Below are 18,565 nucleotides of genomic sequence, written 5' to 3' on the forward strand. Positions count from 1 at the left end.
TATTGGACGAGAACGCCCAATCCGTTCACTCGATGCTGGACATTCAACACAAGGAGACTGTGATGATGCCCGATACTTCCGAGGATCTTCGCCTGCCGGTGGCCTGTCCCTCATGCGGCAGCCACCTCTACCGCGTCAACCAGGTACGCAACCCCACCGATCAGGTCCACTGCGCGTCCTGCAAGCGCTATCTGTGCGACTACCACGAAGCCGTCGACATGCTCGAAAAAGTGCCCAAGGATGAGTCCGAGGCGTTGATCGAAGAGGTCGTGAACCGCCGCCATCACTGAGGCACGGTGCATGCCGCTATTTCTGGAGGTGCTATCGGCCCTGGCCATGACGGTATTGGCAGCCTTGACGCTGCTGGACCGGCATATGGTCAGGGCATGCGCCTGGTTTGTGTTCTTTGCGCTGAGCGTGGCGCTGACCTGGTGGCTCTCCGGTTTCATCTGGCTGGCGCTGCTGGAGCTGCTGCTGGGCGCCGCGCTGACCAGCCTGTTCCTGTTCCATTCACTGGGGATGCGGCTCGGCGAGATCACGCCAAGGGGGCGTCTCACGCGCTGGCGCGACCCGGTGCCGCTGACCTGGCGGCGCGGCCTGCTGCGGCTGATGCCTGCCCTGCTGGTAATGGCCATGCTGGGCATGGCGCTGGCGGCGCACCCCAACGAGAGCGGCACCGAGCCGCTGCGCCTCGGCGGGCTGGGGCTGGTCGGCCTGGGCCTGTGGGCCTTCGCGCTGCACCGCCACCTGCTGCGCCGGCTGCTGGCCTTCAATGTGATCGGCACCGGCATTTTCCTGATGCTGATGTCCCTGGTGCGTGACACCACCCCGGCGGCGGGCCATGGCCTGGTCATCACCGGGCTGGTGATTGCGCTGCTGGGTACTGCCCTTGGGTCATTGCTGATTCGCCGAATCAACGGACTCGAGGCGTTCAGCGCCGCGGCCTTCCATCCGCCAGGGCGGGGCGCCGAATGATCGAACGCCTGGGCCTGCATGTGCTTCCCCACGCCACTTCCACGGAGCTGCACTGGGTGCTGCTGGTGCTCGGCCTGCCGCTGCTGATGGGCGTGCTGGGCGCGCTGACCCGCCCGGTGCGCAGCTGGCCGGTGATCCTGGTCTGCCTGCTGCCGCTGGTGGCGCTGGCGCTGCTTTCGCGCCAGGTGCTCGACGAGGGCGCCCAGGCCTGGCTAATTGCGCTGGGCCCGCTGGAGCTGCACTGGCGGGCCAACGCCCTGACCCTGCTGCTGCTGCTGCTGACCCAGCTGCTGACGCTGACCAGTGCCGCCTACGCGCCGGCCTACCTGAGCGTGGAGATCGGCGCCCGCGTCGGCCAGGCATGGCTGTGGCCGCTGCAGGGCGCGCTGGCCAGCAGCCTGTCGCTGATCTGGCTGGCGGGAGACCTGCTTACGCTCTATATCGGCCTGGAGCTGATGGGGCTGGCGGCGGTCGGACTGATGCTGCTGCCCGGGCGGGTGGAAGCCCTGGCCGCCGGGATGCGCTACCTGCTGCTGGCGCTGGTCGGCTCGCTGGCGTTCCTGCTCGGCGTGGCGCTGCTGCTAGGCGCCTGGCAGCGCCTGGACCTGGCCGGGCTGGCATTGGCGGCCGAGCCCGGCCCGCTGCTGTGGGTCGCGGTGGCGCTGCTCAGCGCCGGGCTGCTGCTCAAGGCGGCGATCTTTCCCCTGCATGCCTGGCTGGCGCCGGTGCACGGCGCGGCCTGGACGCCGGTCAGCGCGCTGCATGCCGCGTTGGTGGTGAAGGGCTCCTTCTTCATCGCCCTGCAGCTGATCCTGGTGCTGGTGCCTGGCGCCAGCGTGGCCGGCTGGCTGCTCGGTGCCATGGGCAGCGCCGCCGTCGTCTGGGGCGGGCTGCTGGCGTGGCGGGCGGCCAAGCTGAAGGATGTGGTGGCCTGGTCCACGGTGTCGCAGCTCGGCTATCTCATGCTGGGGCTGGCGCTGATGGTCGGCACCTCGCCGTCGGTATCGGCCGCCGCCTGGGAGGGCACCTGGCTGCAGCTGGCGGCGCATAGCCTGGCCAAGGCGGGCATGTTCTTCGCCACCGGTAATCTGGTCTTCTCCACGCGCCAGTCCAGCGTGCGGGGGCTGGCCGGCGTCAGTCGAGGCATGCCGCTGTCGCTGCTCAGCTTCGGCATCGCTTCGATCAGCCTGATCGGGCTGCCGCCCAGCGGCGGCTTCACCGCCAAGTGGCTGCTGCTGCAGGCGGCGCTGGAGGGGGGATACTGGCTGTGGCTGACCGCCCTGGCGATGGGCACTCTGCTGGGCGCGGCCTACGTGTTTCGCATCCTGCGCTATTCGTTCGTCGAAGGCGGCGAACTTGGCGAGTTCCGCCGCGTACCCTGGAGCATGGAGATCCTGGCCCTGATGCTGGCGCTGGCCTCGCTGCTGCTGGGGCTGGTGGCGGAATGGCCGCTGTCGCTGCTGCGGGTTGCAGGAGGTGCGCCATGAGCCAGGCCTGGCTGCCGCTGGCCACGTTGGCCACATCGCTGTTGATGGTGCCGTTGATCTTCGCGCTGCCCGAGCGGGCCTGGCGCCTGCGCACCGTGCTCAACCTGACGGCGGCGCTGCTCAAGCTGGGGCTGGTGGCACTGATGGTGCTGGGGGTCTACCAAGGCGCGGAGTACCGCTTCAGCTTCACCGTGGTGCAGGGGGTTACCTTCCTGTTCCAGGTCGATGCGCTGGGCCTCATGTTCGCCGGCCTGTCGTCGCTGCTGTGGCTGGCCACCACCATCTTCGCCATCGGCTACCTGGAAGACTCGCCCAATCGCAAGCGCTTCTTCGGCTTCTTCAGCCTGTGCGTGGCCAGCACCATCGGCATTGCCCTGGCCGGCAACCTGTTTACCTTCCTGCTGTTCTACGAGCTGCTCACGCTGTCGACCTATCCGCTGGTGGTGCACCGCGGCCACCCCAAGGCGCTGGCGGCGGGCACAGTCTATTTGCGCTATACCCTGACCGGCGGGCTGCTGCTGCTGCTCGGCGTGGTGGCCCTGCATGCCCTGGTGGGTGACGTTGCCTTCGGTGAACGCGAGCGGCTGGCCGAGCTGGGGCCGGACGCCCACCTGATGCTCACCGTGGTGTTCGTGCTCATGCTGGTGGGGCTGGGGGTGAAGGCCGCGCTGGTGCCGCTGCACGGCTGGCTGCCGCGCGCCATGGTGGCGCCGGCGCCGGTCAGTGCGCTGCTGCACGCGGTAGCGGTGGTGAAGGCGGGCGCCTTCGGTATCGTGCGGCTGGTGTACGACGTCTACGGCATTTCGCTGACCTATGAGCTGGGCCTGCTCACCCTGCTCAGCGTGATCGCCACCGTGACCATCCTATATGGCTCGCTGCGTGCGCTGGCCCAGCAGGAGCTCAAGCCGCGGCTGGCCTTCTCCACCATTAGCCAGGTCTCCTACATCGTGCTCGGCATCAGCCTGTTCGGTCCCTTCGGCACCATTGCCGGGCTGATGCACCTGATGCACCAAGGCCTGATGAAGGTCACGCTGTTCTACTGCGCCGGCAACTATGCCGAGGAGCTCGGTATCCATCGTATCGATGAGCTCGACGGCGCGGGGCGGCGCATGCCGCTGACCAGCCTGGCGTTCACGGTGGGGGCACTGGGCATGATCGGCCTGCCGCCGGTGGCCGGCTTCGTCAGCAAGTGGTACCTCGGCATGGGCGCGGTGGAAGCGAACATGCCGTGGGTGATCGGCGTGCTGGTGGCCAGCAGCCTGCTCAATTCGGCCTACTTCCTGCCCATCCTGTACCGCCTGTGGTTCCGCCACGGGCCGGCGCACGGGCAGGGCGAATGGCCGGACGAGCGGCGCCGGGGGCGCTTCGAGACCAGCGGCTGGCTGCTGTGGCCCACCGTGGCCACCGCCGTGTTCAGCCTGATGGCAGGACTGTTCGCCGGGCTGCCGTTCAGCCCGCTCGACCTGGCCTCCTTCGTTGCCGCCGAGGAGTACCTGCCATGACGGGAACGCTGCTGTTGCTGCTGGCGCTGCTGTGGCCGCTGCTGCTGGCACTGCGCAACCCGCTGCGCCTGGCGCTGGAGCACGGGGCGCTGGCGCGGCCCGGCAAGCGCCCGCAGCTGCTGGATGCCTGGTGGGTGTCGGCGCCCGTGCCGGCGCTGCTGCTGGCGCTGTGGCCCGGCGATGCCTGGCTGGTGCTGAATGGCTGGCTGCTGGGTGGCGATTGGCAGCTCGACGGCACACGGCGCCCGTGGCTGCTGTTCAGTGCGCTGCTGTGGGCGCTGGCGGGGCTCTATGCACGCGGCTACCTGCAGCCAGAGCAGCAGGCGGCCGAGCAGGGCGATGCCGATGCTTTCCGCCGCCTGCTGGGTTTCGCGCTGCTGTGGCAGCTCACCCTGGCCGGCAACCTGCTGCTGCTGCTGGCCGAGGACATCCCGAGCTTCTACCTGGGCTTCGCCCTGATGACCTTCGCCGCCTACGGCCTGGTGGTGCATGCCGGCCACCGCGATGCCCACCTGGGCGGGCGCGCCTACCTGGTCATGGCGGTGCTCGGCGAGGGCATGATCCTTGGCGGCCTGCTGTGGTCGGCCGGCTCGGCCCAGGTGCTTACCCTCGGCGAGCTGCGGGTGGCCATCGCCGCGGCCGAGTACGGCCACTGGATGGCCACCATCCTGTGGCTCGGGTTCGGCGTGAAGGCCGGCGTGCTGGGGCTGCATGTCTGGCTGCCGCTGGCCCACCCGGTGGCGCCCACCCCGGCCAGCGCGGTGCTCTCGGGGGTGATGGTCAAGGCCGGCCTGGTGGGCTGGCTCAGCACCCTGCCGCTGGGCAACCCCGAGGCCGGGCTCGAACTGCTGGGCCGGGTAGTGATGGTGCTGGGGCTGCTTGGCGCGCTGGCGGCGGCGCTCTATGGAGTAACTCAGCGCCACCCCAAGGCCGTGCTGGCCTATTCCAGCGTCAGCCAGCTGGGCATGATGGCCACGCTGGTGGGGGTGGGCATGATGGCACCCAGCCTGTGGCCGGCGCTGCTGGTCGCGGTGGCGCTGTTCGCCACCCACCACGCCATGACCAAGGGCGCGCTGTTCCTCGGGGTGGGGATCAGCCAGCACCCTCCGCGGCTGCCGGTCTGGCTCGTCTGGCTGCTGCTGGCGTTGCCGGCGCTGTCGCTGACCGGCGCCTTCACCTCGGGCCTGGTCACCAAAGGCACCTTCAAGGAAGTGCTCTACGACGGCGGCTACGGCACGCTGGTGACCTGGCTGAGCGTGGCGGCGATTGGCACCACGCTGCTAATGGCGCGCACCCTGTGGCGGCAGTGGGACGAGCGCAGCGACGACTCGGTGCCCTGGTACGCCCCCATGTCGCTGGCCTGGCTGGGCAGCGTGGCCGCCGCGCTGAGCGTGCCGCTGTGGGTGCCGCTGGCCGGCGGCGTGCTGCACTGGCCGCCACTCGCCGAATGGCCAAGCCTACTGTGGCCGCCGCTGCTGGGCCTGGTGCTGGCGGGGCTGGCAATGGCGGTGCTGGCACGCTCCCGGCACGAGTGGCGTGCCCTGTCGCGCCTGCTGCCGGGCGACCTGTGGTGGCTGTATGCCCGTCTGGCCCGCGGGCTGGCCGCTCGGCTGCGCCGCTTCAACGATGCCGGCGAGCGGCGCGGTGCCCGGGTGCGCGAGTATCTATCGGGGTGGGAGCAGCGTGCGGTGCACTTCGCCACCGGCCTGGTGGCCTATGAGCGCAGCTTCCGCCGCTTGGCGGTGCCGCTGCTGGTCGCGGTGGCGGTAGCGCTGCTGCTGGGGCTATGGCTGGGCTGACCCGATGACCTGGGCGCCCAGCCAGGGGTGGCGAAAGCGGGGCGGGCCCCGCTACATCAGCTCCTCGCCGGCCAGCGCCAGGCGCGAGCGTTCGACGCTGCGCAGCGTGACGTGCCCGGCATGGGGCCAGTTGCTGAAGCGCTGCACCACCGCCGCCATGCCGCAGGTGTTGGCGGTGAGGTAGGGCGTGTCAATCTGGCCGACGTTGCCCAGGCAGACGATCTTGGTGTTGCGCCCGGCGCGGGTGAGCAGGGTCTTGAGCTGCTTGGGGGTGAAGTTCTGGGCCTCGTCGATGATCAGGAAGGTGTCGTTCAGGGTGCGCCCGCGCATGAAGCCGGGGGCGCGGATCTGCACGCGTGAGCCGATCAGGCTGCGCGTGGCGTCCTGGCTCCAGCTGGTGCTGCCGTCGCCCTCGTCGCGCAGCAGGTTGTCCATGTTGTCGTGGAAGGCGCCCATCCAGGGCGACATCTTCTCCTCTTCGGTGCCGGGCAGGAAGCCGATGTCCTCGCTCATGGAGATCGGCGCACGGGTGAAGACGATGCGCTCGAAGCGCTTGACGTCCAGGGTCTGCTGGAAGGCCGCAGCCAGGGTCATGAAGGTCTTGCCGGTACCGGCGCTGCCGGCAATGGTGACCAGGTCGATCTCGTCGTCCATCAGCAGGTTCAGGGCGAAGTTCTGCCGGCTGTCATGGGCGTGGACGCCCCATACGCCCTCCTTGTGGCGGTAGTTGGTCAGCAGCTGCAGCCGCGCATGGCCGGGGCTCAGTTCGCGCACGATGGCCTCGAAGCTGGCGCCGTTCTCGCTGTCGGACACCAGCATGCCGAGGTGCCAGTCGCCGGGCATGCGCCCTTCCAGCCGGTAGAAGGTGTGGCGGTCGACCCGTTCCACCGATACCTCTGCGTCGAGCTGACTCCAGGGTCCGCTGCCGCCGGTCTCGGCGCCGGGGAAGATGCGTACGCCCTCGAGCATGACATCGCTGTCGCTGAAGGCGCGGTCGGTCAGGTAGTCCTCCACCGGCATGCGCAGGGCGGCCGCCTTGACCCGCAGGTTGATGTCTTTGGTGACAAGCACCACCGACGCGTCGGGGCGTTCGTCGCGCAGGCGGAAGGTTTCGGCCAGGATGCGGTTGTCGGGGCTCTCCTCGAGTTGCTCCAGGGATTTCAGTTCGGGGTAGCAGAGAAAGCGCAGGTGGCCCAGGGTCTGACCGCCGGCACGCGGAATCGGTATGCCTCGCTGTATCTCGTCGAAGGTGACCTGGCTGGTGAAGTCGGAAAGGGTACGGCTGACCTGGCGGGCGGTGCGGGCGATTTCGCGCAGGCCATTCTTGAGTTTGTCGAGTTCCTCGAGGACGGTCATCGGGATGACCACCTCGTGCTCCTCGAACTGGTAGAGGGCAGCGGGGTCGTGAAGCAGGACGTTGGTGTCCAGCACGTAGAGCCGCTTGGCTTTCTTGTCGAGTCGTACCATCGGGCAACACTCCTAGTAGACGGCACCCATGACACTGGCCTACGAATCATTCCGTTGCGTGACAGTTCGTAGCACTGGAGGCCAATGCCCCTGCAGACTGCTTTTTCCTCCCCGGGTTGGCTGCGGTTAGTTCTAGCATGGTGCCTAGCGGCGCCCTGCGCCATCGTTTCGCTTCAACGCCGACAGCGAAGCGTTGAACGGGGCGGGGCGAGGCGCGCTGCTCCTCGCCCCTGATCGACGTAACCAGCCGTTGTCGCCGTCGGTGGTCAAGGCGTCTCGCTCAAGGCCTTCGGGTCACCAGCCAGTGGGTGATGCCCAGGGCCAGTACCACGGCGGCAATCGCCATGATCTCCATGGCGGTGACGTAGTCGGTATCCATGATGATCACCTTGCGCGCAATCGCCATCAGCGCGGTCGCGATAACCAACTGGATCGGCAGCATGTTGGTGCCGAGGTAGAGGCGGATGTTGATGAAAATCTCGATGGCGATCAGCACCACCATGAAGGCGCTGAAGATGGCGAAGATATCGCTCACTTCGAACAGCATGAACGGCGGCGTCATCAGCCGGGTGTAGAGCATGTAGACCACGTCGATCACGCCCCAGATGATCACCACCACCATCAGGATCGAGAGCACCTTCACGGCAAGGCGGATGATCCGGTGCAGCTGGCGGATCAACGGGTCTTCATGCTCCTGAGGCAGTTCGTCATGATAGAGGCGATGGTTCAACAAGCGCTTGGGGTCTTCTTTGCGAGACTCTTCCATTGTGCCCACCCTTAAGGCTGCGTCAGGCCTTGTTGCCTCGCCGTTGGATCGCGTTAAGCCCTGAAAAGTTTGATGAGTAGGCGCAAATGTAGGCTGCAGCCCCGCCGCCCGAGCCTTGGCGTAGGTTTGCAATACGCTAGGCAAAGGCTATCCCATGCCCGGTTGGTTGCCTTAAGCGAGGGGCCGCTAAAGTGAGCGGTAGAACTCGGCATCTCTCGTCAAAATTGTTAGCATAGTAATCTTTTTTGGCGCGGACCTTAGCCCGGCCTTGTCGCTGCTGCGTTACAGGCCGGTAACGATGCCTGGAGGCACATGAAACTACTGCAAGGGTTTCTCTGGCTGCTCGGCTTTCAGCTGCTCGGCCACCTGCTCGTCGAGCTGCTGGCGCTTCCCGTTTCCCACGCCATGGCCGGGCTGCTGCTGCTGCTGGCCTGGCTGCTGGCGCGGCGGCGGCTGAACGAGCCCGTGGCCACGGCCAGCCAGGCGCTGATACCGCTGCTGGCCATGCTGGTGATGCCGGGAGTGGTAGGGGTGTTCTTTGTCATCGATGAATTTGCCGGCCACTGGACCGCCGTGATGGTGGCACTGGTATTGGGCACCTTCCTCAGCGTGCTGACTACCCTGTGGCTGATGCGCCGCTTCATTCCCGGCGAAATCCCGCCGACCGACAGGCAGGGCCAGGCATGAGCGCGCTGCACGCTTCGCTGCTCGACACCCCTATCCTGGCCGTGGCGCTGACCCTGGCCGCCTATCTGGGCGGTGTGGCCCTGTTCGAACGGCTCGGTCGGCCGAGCTGGTGCCCTGCGGTATTGATCGGTGCGCTGTTCACCGCCGCCGGCCTGTGGCTGCTGGGCTATGAATTCGCCGACTACCAGCGTAACGTGGCCTGGCTGACCCTGCTGCTGGGCCCCGCCACCGTGGCGCTGGCCGTACCGCTCTACCAGCAGCGCCAGCACATCTTTGAGCTGTGGAAACCCATCCTGTGCTGCCTGCCGCTGGCCGCCGCCCTGGCCGCGCTCTATGCCGTGCTGATCGCCTGGCTGCTCGGCGCGCCGCCCGCGGTGCTCGCCTCGCTGGTGCCCAAGTCGGTCACAGCGCCCATCGCCATGGGCATCCTGGAGCAGATCGGCGGCTCGCTCTCGCTGATGCTCGGCGGCCTGCTGATCACCGGGGTAATGTCGACCATCTTCGTCTCGCTGCTGGCCCGCCCGCTCAAGATCACCGACCCGCGCATCCTCGGCTTCGCTTTGGGCGTGAACGGCCACGCCATCGGCATTGTGCGTGCCTTCGAACTCGGCCCCACCGCCGGTGCCTTCGCCTCGCTCGGCATGAGCCTGACGGGCGTCTTCACCGCGCTGTTCCTGCCGCTGGTGTGGCGGCTATTCCTCGGTTGAGCAGGGGGTACCACTGGAGCGCTTCAAGTATGCGCTGATCAAAGAACCCCCTAGCGTCTCGGAAGCGAAGACCTTGAGACGTCACGCGCAAGAAACATGCTAAATCAATAATTTCTTCGTTCTCATGCCAGGCTCTGCCACTCTGAGTTTATGGGTCGCTCACCATGGATCGGTGAGACTATCCTTGGGCTGGGGATCGGGCTTGGTTCATTGTGTAAAGAAATAAGGTTATTTACGAAGGGTGCGCCTACGTGCTGCGGTGGAAATTTTGATCGAATGGTTTTCTTTTGGCCGAAGGAGGAGCGTTAGACTAAGCTAAACAATAGCGTTTGCCTGCTCTGGATCCTCGGCATGGTAGTTGCAGTTTATGCTACCGAATAGCACTCTTTTATTTAAATAGTTGGGAGTAAGGAAAAAATGGAAAATGCATTAGGGGTTTAATGAAAGTCTCAATATTCCATATATTGGGTGATTAAATATGTTTGAAATTTTTACTGATGGGCAGCCCGAAAATTCTCTCATCTACCTTTTGTTAGCCTCTATTATTGGCGGGGTAATAGGTGCTTCCCTGAAGCTTGTATTTGAAGTTGTGCTGGGGGGAAAAATTGCGCATCAGCGCCACGTAGAGAATTCACTTCAACAATACAAGGTTCCGTTAGTCTCTGCATCTGAGGCTCTCGCGGCTCGTATTGGAAATCTTTTGTCACCACAAGGTAAAAATTGGTTCCAAACTTCCGATTACTACTATTTAAGCACTTTGTATATATTTTGTTCGTATTTTGGATGGGTTGAGATCATGAATAATAAGATCCTCCAGTTGCGGATTTCCGATACGAAAAGATCGCGTGAGATGTTTAGGGCGTTTATACTTGTTGAGAAAGCCCTGAATAACAACATTTATTTTCGCTGTGGTAATTATCGAAAAAACAACCTGGGCACTGGGGAACTTCCCAAGTTAATATGCAAGGCGTTAGGGGAGTTGATTGTTGTTGAGAATAGTCAGGGGGAAAAAGAATGTTTAGGATTCGCAGAATTTTGCGAAAAAGTAGAGAATGATAAGGGGCTTGTTAGATGGCTGATTTATTTGGAGGATTTTATAAGTTCTGCCAATGATGAATTCGGTAATGCTCGTTGGGATAGGTTGCATTTAGTAGAGCTTGCTTTGTTGGTTCTTTCCAATGTCCTTGATCCAAAAAACCTGCATAGCTCTAAATTGCCTAGAGCGAAAGCTAAGGCAATTTTATCTGGCGTTAAGGAGCCATATGCACGCGAAGTATTTGTTGCTGATACGGTAAAATGGTGCCTGCCTATTCACGTAGAGCCTGCATTTTCCACTTTCAAGAGAAAGTTTAGGCGAGTTGTGGGAATGTCGCCAGAGCTTGGCTGTTTCAAGCGTTATTATGAATACCCAAAGAGTGGGGTTGAATATGTCTTCGAGCCTAAGAACAGGCAGCTTGAATCTGAGAAAGGGAGGTCGAAATTTTATCAACAAATTAGGCAGCATTTTAAAAAAGAGATTAATAATATCCCATTTGGAGTCAGGGTTAATCTCGTTGTGAGGTTTTTCGAGGATAAAATTCCGGATGATGCGCTGGAAAGAATTCCTAAAAATATCGCTAATGCAAGTAGAAAGTTCACTCTTCCTGAATGGGTTTCACTGACCAAAATACATTCTGCTAATTTATAGGGTTTTAGTTGATTTTTTACTTCAGCGTAGCTGGTTTTCGCTTGCGATGTGAAACGTCCCTCTACGTCAGTCTTAATCAGACATTGCTAAACCTCCAATAATCCTAAAAGAAGCCAAAATTTGGCAAGCATAACTAATCTCGTCTGTCTCCTCTGCGGCCCACACCGGGGCCGCAGCTGGCTCACCAAGTTCTCCAACTACAGCGCCTCCTCCAGCAGCAGCGCGATCCGCCTGTGATGCAGGGCATCGGCGGTAGCATCGTAGGAGGGTGCATCCTTGGCGGTGAAACCGTGGGCGGCACCCTGGTAGAGCTCGGTGGTGAAGTGCACGCCGGCGGCGGCCAGCGCTTCGTCCATGCGGGCGATCTGCTCGGGGGGCAGCAGATCGTCCTTGTCGGCGTGGCCGAGGTAGACCCGCCCAGCGATGCGGTCCACTACCTGCACGACGCTGTTCGCGTCGCCGGCTACCGCCAGGTTGGCAGAATGGAAACCCGCCGCGGCGGCGATGCGCTCGGGGTGTTCGGCCGCCATGCGCAGCGCGAAGGCCCCGGTCATGCAGTAGCCGACCACACCGATCTTCCCTTCGGCAAACTCCGCCTCCTTGTCGATGCAATCGAGCAGAGCGGTGAAGTCGCGTGACTGTGCCACGGGGGTGAGCAGGCCGGCATAGCCGAACAGCACCTGGCGCACGTCCGGGTCGCGGAACGACCTGCCTTCCGGCACCACGCGGCCGCGTGCGCTGCGGTAATAGATGTTGGGCATCAGCACGGCGTAGCCATTGTCGGCCACGTGCTGGGCCTTCTCGTGGTAGCAGGGGCGCAGGCCACCGATATCGGTGAAGAGCACCACCGCAGGAAGCGGGCCGTCGGCGTTGGCGGGCGTGAAGATATGGGCATCGATGGCGCCGTCGGTACTGGCGATTTCGATAGCACGAGACATGGCGGGCTCCGGTTGTCGATGGCGAGTGCTGCTCAGCATAGCGGCAACGCATCCAGCCTGCTTCTATCGCGTCAGCCAGCTTACAAGGTGCCGAAGCCGCTTTTGGCCGGGCGCCCCCCCTGGCCTATGCTCACAAGATATCGGGATCGTGGTTGGATGTCCGTGTATACGAAGAGCGCATAGGGAGTCCATCGATATGAACGTCGGGGAGCTCACAGCCTTTATTGCTGAGCATTGGGCGACGATCGTGGCCACGGTCGTGGTGGTAGCGCCAATATTATGGGTGATGCTTCACTTCTTGTTCAGGCATCGAATCGAGCTGTTCAAGGCGCAGGAAGAGGCGCTGAAGCAACAGAATGACTCTCTCAAGCAAGAGAATAACGCGCTTCGCCAGCAGTTAGACGCCATGAGATCGCAGCATCAGCAAGCACCTGTGCCCGCCCGGGCAAGCGCAAACCACGACACCGCTGAGCTGATCGGCGAGTGGACGAGGCTGATTTATGAGGTCAAGTCGCGGTACCAAACTGCGATGCAGAATCAGCTGCCTTGGCCGGGAGACTCGCTGCCGCTGGTGGAACGCGAAAACGCGCTCTATTCGAAGATACTGAGCCGGCTCGACCGTAGCGAACTCGCCCAGGACAGGCTGGCCAGCGAGCTTTCATCATTCAGGGAAATGGACGACACCAGCAGCTGGTACAAGCGAAGGGAGAGCCTGATGAGCTCCTTGGGCTATGCGCTGCGCAGCGACACTAGCCGCTGACGCTTGCCGGTGCAGTATTGAACGCTACACCGTTGTGCGGTGGCTGGGAGGGAGGCGTGACCTTGTATTGTCCAGTAGCCATGGGAGTAGGAGAGCTCGGTTCCTTATTTTGAAAGAGGAAAATCGCAACGACTTTTGTATGATATTTCTTACTACAAGTAAGCCACTCGCCACACGACTACGACCAAGATCAAAATCCAAGCTTGTTACGTGGCTTTACACGAAGGATGGGGTTAGGTTTGCCTAATCAGGCAGAAGCCAAGGCTTCATGCACTAACCTTTCCGCGAGACGAGATCTTGGATTACTCCCTCTTCCTTGAAGTCGCCAGGCCGCTGTGGTGGGTGCTGCCCCTCCTGGTGATACTCGGCATTCTCAGGTCTCGTTCGGTCAAGGGCATGTTCGGCGAAGCCTTCGTCAAGCTGATCGCCAAGGTGCGGCTACCGGCAGAGGCGTACCGCGGCGTTCACAACGTCACGCTGCCCACGCCCGACGGCACCACCCAGATCGACCACGTGCTGGTCTCCCGCTATGGCATCTTCGTCATCGAAACCAAGCACATGGCGGGCTGGATCTTCGGCAGCGAACGCCAGGCCCAATGGACCCAGAAGCTCTACCGCAAGAGCTTCAAGTTCCAGAACCCGCTGCGTCAGAACTACAAGCACGTGAAGGCGCTGGAAGCCCTGCTCGACGTGCCGGCAGATACCATCCATTCGCTGGTGGTCTTCTCCGGCAGCGCCGTATTCAAGACCCGCATACCCGACAACGTCACCATCGGCGGCGGCTACGTGCGCTACATCAAGTCGTTCCGCGAGCCCGTGCTGACGCAAGCCCAGGTAGAGCAAGTGCTGGAAAAGATCACCACCGGCCGCCTGGCGCCCGCGCGACAAACGCACCGCCAGCATGTGAAACAGCTCCAGGCCCGCTTCGAATCCAGCTCCGACAGAACCTGCCTCAAGTGCGGCAGCGCCATGGTGCTGCGCACATCGAAACGGGGAGCAAACGCCGGCAACCGATTCTGGGGCTGCTCGTCCTATCCCAAGTGCCGAGAGGTGCAGGATGTGGCGTAGGGCGGGGTATCAGACTCAAGATGCCACGGCACGTGTCGATGGTTTATTTGGAAAGACTAATCTACAACAGTGCTTTGAATCGGAGTTCAGCATCGTCCGATAGAGGCATGCGGCGGCCTGATAACGCCAAGAGGGGAGGCCGAAGAGCGGCATTCCCGGGCGGTAGCGTGCTTGAATGCCTGGCGTCCTCCTATACCAAAGGGCTGCGTACGCCAGCAAAGCCCTTGCCCAGTACATGCGTATAGATTTGAGTGGTTTCCAGGCACTTGTGTCCCAGCAATTCCTGAACGGTGCGGATATCGGTTCCCTGGCTCAGCAGGTGGGTGGCGAAGCTGTGCCGCAAAGTATGGCAGGAGCCGGGGCGTGGTAGCGATGCGGCTCGCATGGCGTGCCTGACCGCTCTTTGCACTGCCGATGGGTGAATATGGTGGAGAACCACCTTGCCATCCATATCGCAGCAAGGCCGGGTGGCAGGGAAAAGCCAATGTCCCCATCAGATACATGGAGCCGGAAAGGTGGCCCAGTACGCGCATCACTTCTTCGTGGGATAGCACTACTGGTAGCCGGCGAGGTCGCTTGGCGCGTGAGAATTCACCGGTCTCTCCCAAGGACTGCTCGAGAACATGGTGATAGAGAAAGACGATAGCATTCAGCGCCTGGTTCTGAGTGGCAGCTGCACCTGGCGCTCCACCGTAAGATGCTCCAGGAAAGCACGCACCTCGGAACCGCCCATGCTGGCAGGTTGGCGCACGCCATGGAAGCGAATGAAATAGCGAATCCAGTAGCAGTAGGTTTTCTCGGTACGCGGGCTGTAGCGCTTCACCCGCATGATGGCCTTCACACGGTCTATCAGCTTTGGCGGTCTGGTCTGCGTATCCATACGGCAGCTCCCTCTTAATATGGATATGCATACAGTATTATTGGTTCCGGCAAAACGCGCAAGCGCGCGAATTCTGGATAGGTGGCCGAGCTATATTTAGGTCTAAAAAATCAATGAGTTGGAAGAAATGAAGCGCGTCAGATAATATTGTTAAAAGCGCAGAGGTGTTCATCCAATATCAGGACTCGCAGTCCAATCACTGTTAGCAACAAAAAATTGGAGAAGATATGGGATATTTGGAGCCCTTGTATTTGAATGAGAAAATGGTTTTGAATGCTGCCGCATACTTGTTTAAAGGCGTTGGCTCAGAATCCGAGGAGAAAGTTTCTTCTTCAGCAAATAGTCAGGCCAATGTAAAAATAGGCATTTCTTTCTTGCAGGGCTTGCTTGGAAAAGCGGAGTTAGGCGTTGAAGGGAAAAGTGCAAGCGCTAACGAAGTTACAACTATAAAGCGATATACGCTGGGCGGCTTGCATATGACTGTCGTTGATGAACTAGAAGAGAGAAAGGATATAAAAGACTTCCCAAGTGCTGATATGAAAAAAGGCCAATACATTAAAACAAATGCCATATTGCAACCGGTTGACATTTTTCAGCTTGTAGAGACACTCCAAACATCGGCACCCCTGATTGTTCAAGGCTTAAAAAACTTTGGCGTTAAAATTGGTATTCAGAAGAAGTCTCTTGATGAGTTTCTTAAATATGAAAAGCCGCTCGTTCAATTAATTGATGCAATAGAACAAGATTACTTAAAGTCCAAGCAACTTGAAATGCTTTTGTGCAATCCTGAAACCGGAATCCCATTTGGGGTTGTCGACTTAGATGTTACTGACTATGACCCGAAAGAAATTAAGGCCAAGCTTACTGATGGTGAGTTTGCTGTCATTGGGAAATTAACAAAGCGCATTGGTGATGGAGAGACTTTGAGCTTAGTTTAAAGAACATTTTTGTCATATGTTATGGGTGTTTTAGATACGCTAATGGCAGTGACTAATGACATAAATGGCTTAAATAACTATAGAGCTTCGATAGATTTGGCAAAGCCATTTGTCGAGAATTTTTGTCGTCTTTCGATAAATGGGCCTGCTTATAGAATGACAGCAATGTCGGTATGTGCATAATTGCTAACAATCGCAGTCACTGGGACAAAATTTCCGCTGCGCTTCAATTTTGCCCGTGCTGTGGGCGTTATGTTTTCAAGGAGGTCAAATGCCAGTACCTGACTTAGTAATTGAAGAAATTAGAAATGCTGCAAAAGAAGCGTGGCCTGAAGACAAGGAAATGTAAACCTATACAGTCAAGGAAGAGCTTGATGCGTACAGAAATTTCGTGGCTCTAGACTATTCAGGTGTTTCTGATGAAGAAAAAGAGTCCTTAATCCAAGAAGCGAAGAAAAATTTCGACAGCTGGCAAGAGCGTGTTTCTTCCATTCAAGACGAATTAGAAGCAATCATAGAATTAAAAGAGCTTTCAAGCGGCAATCAAGCAAACGAGTTATATAGCCAATGGCTGCTTGAGGCTCAATCAGAAAATGAAAACTATTTTCGGGGGCAGCTTGAATATGTACAGAACAAAATCTCAAAATATGAGGCGATCCAACGTACTCGAGCAGAAATTGATCCGCTGAAAAACATTTTGATTGATATCGAGAACATCATAGGCAGCGAATGTTATAACCGTAATATTTAAAATTACGGAAGTTGGGGAGAATTAGAAAGTGAAGGTCGCTCATTTCGTTACCCAGTAAAATTTTACGATGGTGAAAATGAATATAAACGGAGAGCTGTGCCCACAGACATACCCGCCGAACAGTTAATCAGTGGATACTACCCATTTGGTGATAATGAATTAAATATATATAGGGCGCTACATAAAGTTCTTAAATATCTAGAGGCTGAGCATGGGTTTAAACTACCAAAAACATAACAAGCGCATGTTGTCGGACTGGTTTTCCGCTGCGCTCCAAACCAGCCGCAAATGCGGACGTTAGCTGGCACACATTGAGCTGCACAGGAGGCCGCCGCTAGTTTGCAAATGAGGCTTGCAATTCCTGGCTGAAATGAATACTATAAGTAGCATTTGGCTCATGGGAAAAACATGTCTACTGCTGAGCAAGCCGTTTCGGTATCACGCTACTCTTCCGTCACGGAGGACAAGTCTGCTGGTGCCACCTATACCCCGAAATTGCTGGCGGATTTTGTAGCCAAGCAGATCGTCCAGGGTGTCGGGAAATTTTCCGGCAAGGGGACCCTTCGAATTCTTGATCCGGCCGTAGGGCATGGAGAGCTACTTGTAAGCTTGTTGGAACAATTGCCGTCCCAAAGAGCTTTAAAGCTCGAAGTTTATGGCTTTGAGACAGACCTAAACGCGCTCAATATCGCATCCGAGCGACTTCAGAATAAATTTCCCTTAGTATCATTTCATTTTGAATCAGTTAGCTTTCTGGATTTTGTGCTCGAGAATTTTGGGATTCACGACTATGGGGATCTTTTTGGCCCTTCTGTTCCTGAGGCCTATGATCTTATTATTGCCAATCCACCGTATGTCCGCACTCAAATCTTGGGGGCAAAGCAGGCAAAGCTTCTAGCAAGTCAGTTCGGTCTTTCTGGTCGTTTAGATTTGTACTACGCCTTTATTCTTGGCATGTCACGAGTTTTGAAACCAAAGGGTATTGCTGGACTTATTGTTTCTAACCGCTTTATGACCACAAAGTCAGGCGCCTCTATCCGCCAGGCTATTTTCGACCGTTTCAATATTCGGCACGCTTGGGATTTTGGTGATACCAAACTATTTGAAGCGGCTGTGCTTCCTGCGGTTCTTCTCGTAGAAGGGAAGAACGGCCATAGTGACATTAGGCCTGAGTTTTCTACGATCTACGAGACCAAAAATCAGGAAACTGATGTGGCCTCAAATCCAATCGAAGCGCTTTCCAAAGAAGGTGTTATTAAGGTCAATGATGGGCGGCGTTTTCATGTTCAACACGGAAAACTCCATACCAATGATACCCCGGATGGGGTTTGGCGCGTTGCTACAGAAGCTGTTGATTCATGGTTAAAGAAAGTAGATTCTTATACTTGGGGGACCTTCCGCGATATTGGAAAGATTCGTGTTGGGGTGAAAACCTGCGCAGATAAAGTGTTCATCCGAAAAGACTGGGAGAACTTGTCTTTAGGGGATCGCCCCGAGCTGCTCAAACCCCTGATCACTCATCATATAGCGCACCGTTTCAAGCCTCGCGAACTCGCCCAGAAAACGGAAATTCTTTACCCTCATGAAATCGCGCAGGGGCGTCGGCGCGCGGTAAATCTAGATAATTATCCGCAAAGCCAAGCCTACCTTGAACAGTACCGAGACACCCTAGAAGGGCGCAAGTACGTGATTGAATCTGGGAGGGAATGGTACGAAATTTGGGTTCCCCAAGACCCTGGTTCCTGGGATCAACCTAAGCTTGTCTTCCGAGATATTGCCGAGGAACCTACCTTCTGGATTGACTTGAGTGGCTCGGTTGTTAATGGCGATTGTTACTGGCTTATATGTGAAAAAATAGATCAGACAGATCTCTTGTGGCTGGCTTGTGCTGTCGGCAACTCCACGTTTATTGAAAAATTTTACGACCTTAGCTTTAACAATAAACTTTATGCAGGTCGCCGCCGCTTCATTACTCAATATGTTGAAAAATTTCCTATTCCAGATCCATATAGCCATCTCGGACAAAAAATTATAAATCTGGCGAAGCAGGTATATGATTGCAGCCCATCGCCAGAAGCTGAGCAGCTAGCAGAAAAGTTGGACGCCTTGGTATGGAGCGCCCTTACAGATGATAAAGAAGGTTGACGTGGAAT

18 protein-coding genes are annotated in these 18,565 nt (G+C 58.6%); 13 read left to right on the plus strand and 5 right to left on the minus strand.

Features of this window, described 5'->3' with window-relative positions; translation table 11 throughout:
• Nucleotides 1–65 precede the first annotated feature (65 nt).
• Genes ACT7B3_RS04030 through ACT7B3_RS04050 form a run of 5 tightly spaced genes read left to right on the plus strand, consistent with a single transcriptional unit; the run spans nucleotide 66 to nucleotide 5,763 of the window.
• Nucleotides 66–290, plus strand: coding sequence for a hypothetical protein (locus tag ACT7B3_RS04030; RefSeq protein ID WP_445156926.1), 225 nt, complete (start codon nucleotides 66–68; stop codon nucleotides 288–290).
• 10 nt (nucleotides 291–300) lie between these two features.
• A complete protein-coding gene (locus tag ACT7B3_RS04035) occupies nucleotides 301–975 on the plus strand; it encodes an NADH-quinone oxidoreductase subunit K (protein WP_445156927.1) in 675 nt (224 codons plus the stop codon).
• The gene (locus ACT7B3_RS04040) at nucleotides 972–2,462 is read left to right on the plus strand and encodes a complex I subunit 5 family protein (RefSeq protein WP_191223353.1); all 1,491 of its coding nucleotides are present in this window, start codon (nucleotides 972–974) and stop codon (nucleotides 2,460–2,462) included. The genes ACT7B3_RS04035 and ACT7B3_RS04040 overlap by 4 nt, the downstream gene beginning before the upstream one ends.
• Nucleotides 2,459–3,964: a proton-conducting transporter transmembrane domain-containing protein gene (locus ACT7B3_RS04045; protein WP_444678271.1), complete on the plus strand. Its 1,506-nt coding sequence runs from the start codon at nucleotides 2,459–2,461 to the stop codon at nucleotides 3,962–3,964. Before ACT7B3_RS04040 ends, ACT7B3_RS04045 begins: the two co-directional genes overlap by 4 nt.
• Complete coding sequence (locus ACT7B3_RS04050) at nucleotides 3,961–5,763, plus strand: complex I subunit 5 family protein (RefSeq protein ID WP_445156928.1); 1,803 nt, start codon at nucleotides 3,961–3,963, stop codon at nucleotides 5,761–5,763. Before ACT7B3_RS04045 ends, ACT7B3_RS04050 begins: the two co-directional genes overlap by 4 nt.
• 51 nt (nucleotides 5,764–5,814) lie before the next feature.
• Here the strand turns inward: ACT7B3_RS04050 and ACT7B3_RS04055 are convergent, their stop codons facing one another.
• Nucleotides 5,815–7,230: a PhoH family protein gene (locus ACT7B3_RS04055; protein ID WP_445156929.1), complete on the minus strand. Its 1,416-nt coding sequence runs from the start codon at nucleotides 7,228–7,230 to the stop codon at nucleotides 5,815–5,817.
• Nucleotides 7,231–7,510: 280 nt separating this feature from the next.
• Nucleotides 7,511–7,996, minus strand: a complete 486-nt coding sequence (locus ACT7B3_RS04060) for a phosphate-starvation-inducible PsiE family protein (RefSeq protein WP_444678269.1) — start codon at nucleotides 7,994–7,996, stop codon at nucleotides 7,511–7,513.
• A gap of 312 nt (nucleotides 7,997–8,308) precedes the next feature.
• On the opposite strand from ACT7B3_RS04060, the gene ACT7B3_RS04065 reads away from it, so the two are divergent.
• From ACT7B3_RS04065 to ACT7B3_RS04075, 3 genes are all read left to right on the plus strand, one after another.
• A complete protein-coding gene (locus tag ACT7B3_RS04065; protein ID WP_444678268.1) occupies nucleotides 8,309–8,683 on the plus strand; it encodes a CidA/LrgA family protein in 375 nt (124 codons plus the stop codon).
• Nucleotides 8,680–9,390 carry an LrgB family protein gene (locus ACT7B3_RS04070; RefSeq protein WP_445156930.1) on the plus strand — a complete coding sequence of 237 codons (711 nt, stop codon included), beginning with the start codon at nucleotides 8,680–8,682 and terminating at the stop codon, nucleotides 9,388–9,390. The genes ACT7B3_RS04065 and ACT7B3_RS04070 overlap by 4 nt, the downstream gene beginning before the upstream one ends.
• A gap of 478 nt (nucleotides 9,391–9,868) precedes the next feature.
• Nucleotides 9,869–11,077 carry a hypothetical protein gene (locus ACT7B3_RS04075; protein WP_445156931.1) on the plus strand — a complete coding sequence of 403 codons (1,209 nt, stop codon included), beginning with the start codon at nucleotides 9,869–9,871 and terminating at the stop codon, nucleotides 11,075–11,077.
• Nucleotides 11,078–11,274: 197 nt separating this feature from the next.
• Here the strand turns inward: ACT7B3_RS04075 and ACT7B3_RS04080 are convergent, their stop codons facing one another.
• Nucleotides 11,275–12,015 (minus strand): dienelactone hydrolase family protein, encoded by a 741-nt coding sequence (locus ACT7B3_RS04080; RefSeq protein ID WP_445156932.1) that lies wholly within the window; start codon nucleotides 12,013–12,015, stop codon nucleotides 11,275–11,277.
• A gap of 196 nt (nucleotides 12,016–12,211) precedes the next feature.
• On the opposite strand from ACT7B3_RS04080, the gene ACT7B3_RS04085 reads away from it, so the two are divergent.
• Both ACT7B3_RS04085 and ACT7B3_RS04090 read left to right on the plus strand, forming a co-directional pair.
• On the plus strand, nucleotides 12,212–12,775 hold the full coding sequence (locus tag ACT7B3_RS04085) for a hypothetical protein (protein WP_445156933.1): 564 nt from the start codon (nucleotides 12,212–12,214) through the stop codon (nucleotides 12,773–12,775).
• Between the two features lie 297 nt (nucleotides 12,776–13,072).
• Complete coding sequence (locus tag ACT7B3_RS04090; RefSeq protein WP_445156934.1) at nucleotides 13,073–13,843, plus strand: NERD domain-containing protein; 771 nt, start codon at nucleotides 13,073–13,075, stop codon at nucleotides 13,841–13,843.
• Between the two features lie 190 nt (nucleotides 13,844–14,033).
• On the opposite strand, the gene ACT7B3_RS04095 is transcribed toward ACT7B3_RS04090, so the two are convergent.
• Nucleotides 14,034–14,294, minus strand: a complete 261-nt coding sequence (locus ACT7B3_RS04095; protein WP_445156935.1) for a tyrosine-type recombinase/integrase — start codon at nucleotides 14,292–14,294, stop codon at nucleotides 14,034–14,036.
• Between the two features lie 198 nt (nucleotides 14,295–14,492).
• Nucleotides 14,493–14,723 carry a site-specific integrase gene (locus tag ACT7B3_RS04100; protein ID WP_445156936.1) on the minus strand — a complete coding sequence of 77 codons (231 nt, stop codon included), beginning with the start codon at nucleotides 14,721–14,723 and terminating at the stop codon, nucleotides 14,493–14,495.
• A gap of 227 nt (nucleotides 14,724–14,950) precedes the next feature.
• Here ACT7B3_RS04100 and ACT7B3_RS04105 point away from each other — a divergent pair, with 227 nt between their 5' ends.
• From ACT7B3_RS04105 to ACT7B3_RS04115, 3 genes are all read left to right on the plus strand, one after another.
• Nucleotides 14,951–15,661, plus strand: a complete 711-nt coding sequence (locus ACT7B3_RS04105; protein ID WP_445156937.1) for a DUF6414 family protein — start codon at nucleotides 14,951–14,953, stop codon at nucleotides 15,659–15,661.
• A gap of 391 nt (nucleotides 15,662–16,052) precedes the next feature.
• A complete protein-coding gene (locus ACT7B3_RS04110; protein ID WP_445156938.1) occupies nucleotides 16,053–16,412 on the plus strand; it encodes a hypothetical protein in 360 nt (119 codons plus the stop codon).
• A gap of 408 nt (nucleotides 16,413–16,820) precedes the next feature.
• Nucleotides 16,821–18,557, plus strand: coding sequence for an Eco57I restriction-modification methylase domain-containing protein (locus ACT7B3_RS04115; RefSeq protein WP_445156939.1), 1,737 nt, complete (start codon nucleotides 16,821–16,823; stop codon nucleotides 18,555–18,557).
• Nucleotides 18,558–18,565 lie beyond the last annotated feature (8 nt).

The organism is Halomonas sp. E14 (assembly GCF_052568415.1).

Bases quoted from the DNA above. Each gene is read 5' to 3' on its own strand.
- ACT7B3_RS04095 (WP_445156935.1), bottom strand. From the start codon at position 14,294: ATGGATGGCAAGGTGGTTCTCCACCATATTCACCCATCGGCAGTGCAA.
- ACT7B3_RS04035 (WP_445156927.1), top strand. From the start codon at position 301: ATGCCGCTATTTCTGGAGGTGCTATCGGCCCTGGCCATGACGGTATTG.
- ACT7B3_RS04080 (WP_445156932.1), bottom strand. From the start codon at position 12,015: ATGTCTCGTGCTATCGAAATCGCCAGTACCGACGGCGCCATCGATGCC.
- ACT7B3_RS04060 (WP_444678269.1), bottom strand. From the start codon at position 7,996: ATGGAAGAGTCTCGCAAAGAAGACCCCAAGCGCTTGTTGAACCATCGC.
- ACT7B3_RS04045 (WP_444678271.1), top strand. From the start codon at position 2,459: ATGAGCCAGGCCTGGCTGCCGCTGGCCACGTTGGCCACATCGCTGTTG.
- ACT7B3_RS04085 (WP_445156933.1), top strand. From the start codon at position 12,212: ATGAACGTCGGGGAGCTCACAGCCTTTATTGCTGAGCATTGGGCGACG.
- ACT7B3_RS04065 (WP_444678268.1), top strand. From the start codon at position 8,309: ATGAAACTACTGCAAGGGTTTCTCTGGCTGCTCGGCTTTCAGCTGCTC.
- ACT7B3_RS04070 (WP_445156930.1), top strand. From the start codon at position 8,680: ATGAGCGCGCTGCACGCTTCGCTGCTCGACACCCCTATCCTGGCCGTG.
- ACT7B3_RS04030 (WP_445156926.1), top strand. From the start codon at position 66: ATGCCCGATACTTCCGAGGATCTTCGCCTGCCGGTGGCCTGTCCCTCA.
- ACT7B3_RS04055 (WP_445156929.1), bottom strand. From the start codon at position 7,230: ATGGTACGACTCGACAAGAAAGCCAAGCGGCTCTACGTGCTGGACACC.
- ACT7B3_RS04040 (WP_191223353.1), top strand. From the start codon at position 972: ATGATCGAACGCCTGGGCCTGCATGTGCTTCCCCACGCCACTTCCACG.
- ACT7B3_RS04105 (WP_445156937.1), top strand. From the start codon at position 14,951: ATGGGATATTTGGAGCCCTTGTATTTGAATGAGAAAATGGTTTTGAAT.
- ACT7B3_RS04050 (WP_445156928.1), top strand. From the start codon at position 3,961: ATGACGGGAACGCTGCTGTTGCTGCTGGCGCTGCTGTGGCCGCTGCTG.
- ACT7B3_RS04075 (WP_445156931.1), top strand. From the start codon at position 9,869: ATGTTTGAAATTTTTACTGATGGGCAGCCCGAAAATTCTCTCATCTAC.
- ACT7B3_RS04100 (WP_445156936.1), bottom strand. From the start codon at position 14,723: ATGGATACGCAGACCAGACCGCCAAAGCTGATAGACCGTGTGAAGGCC.
- ACT7B3_RS04115 (WP_445156939.1), top strand. From the start codon at position 16,821: ATGTCTACTGCTGAGCAAGCCGTTTCGGTATCACGCTACTCTTCCGTC.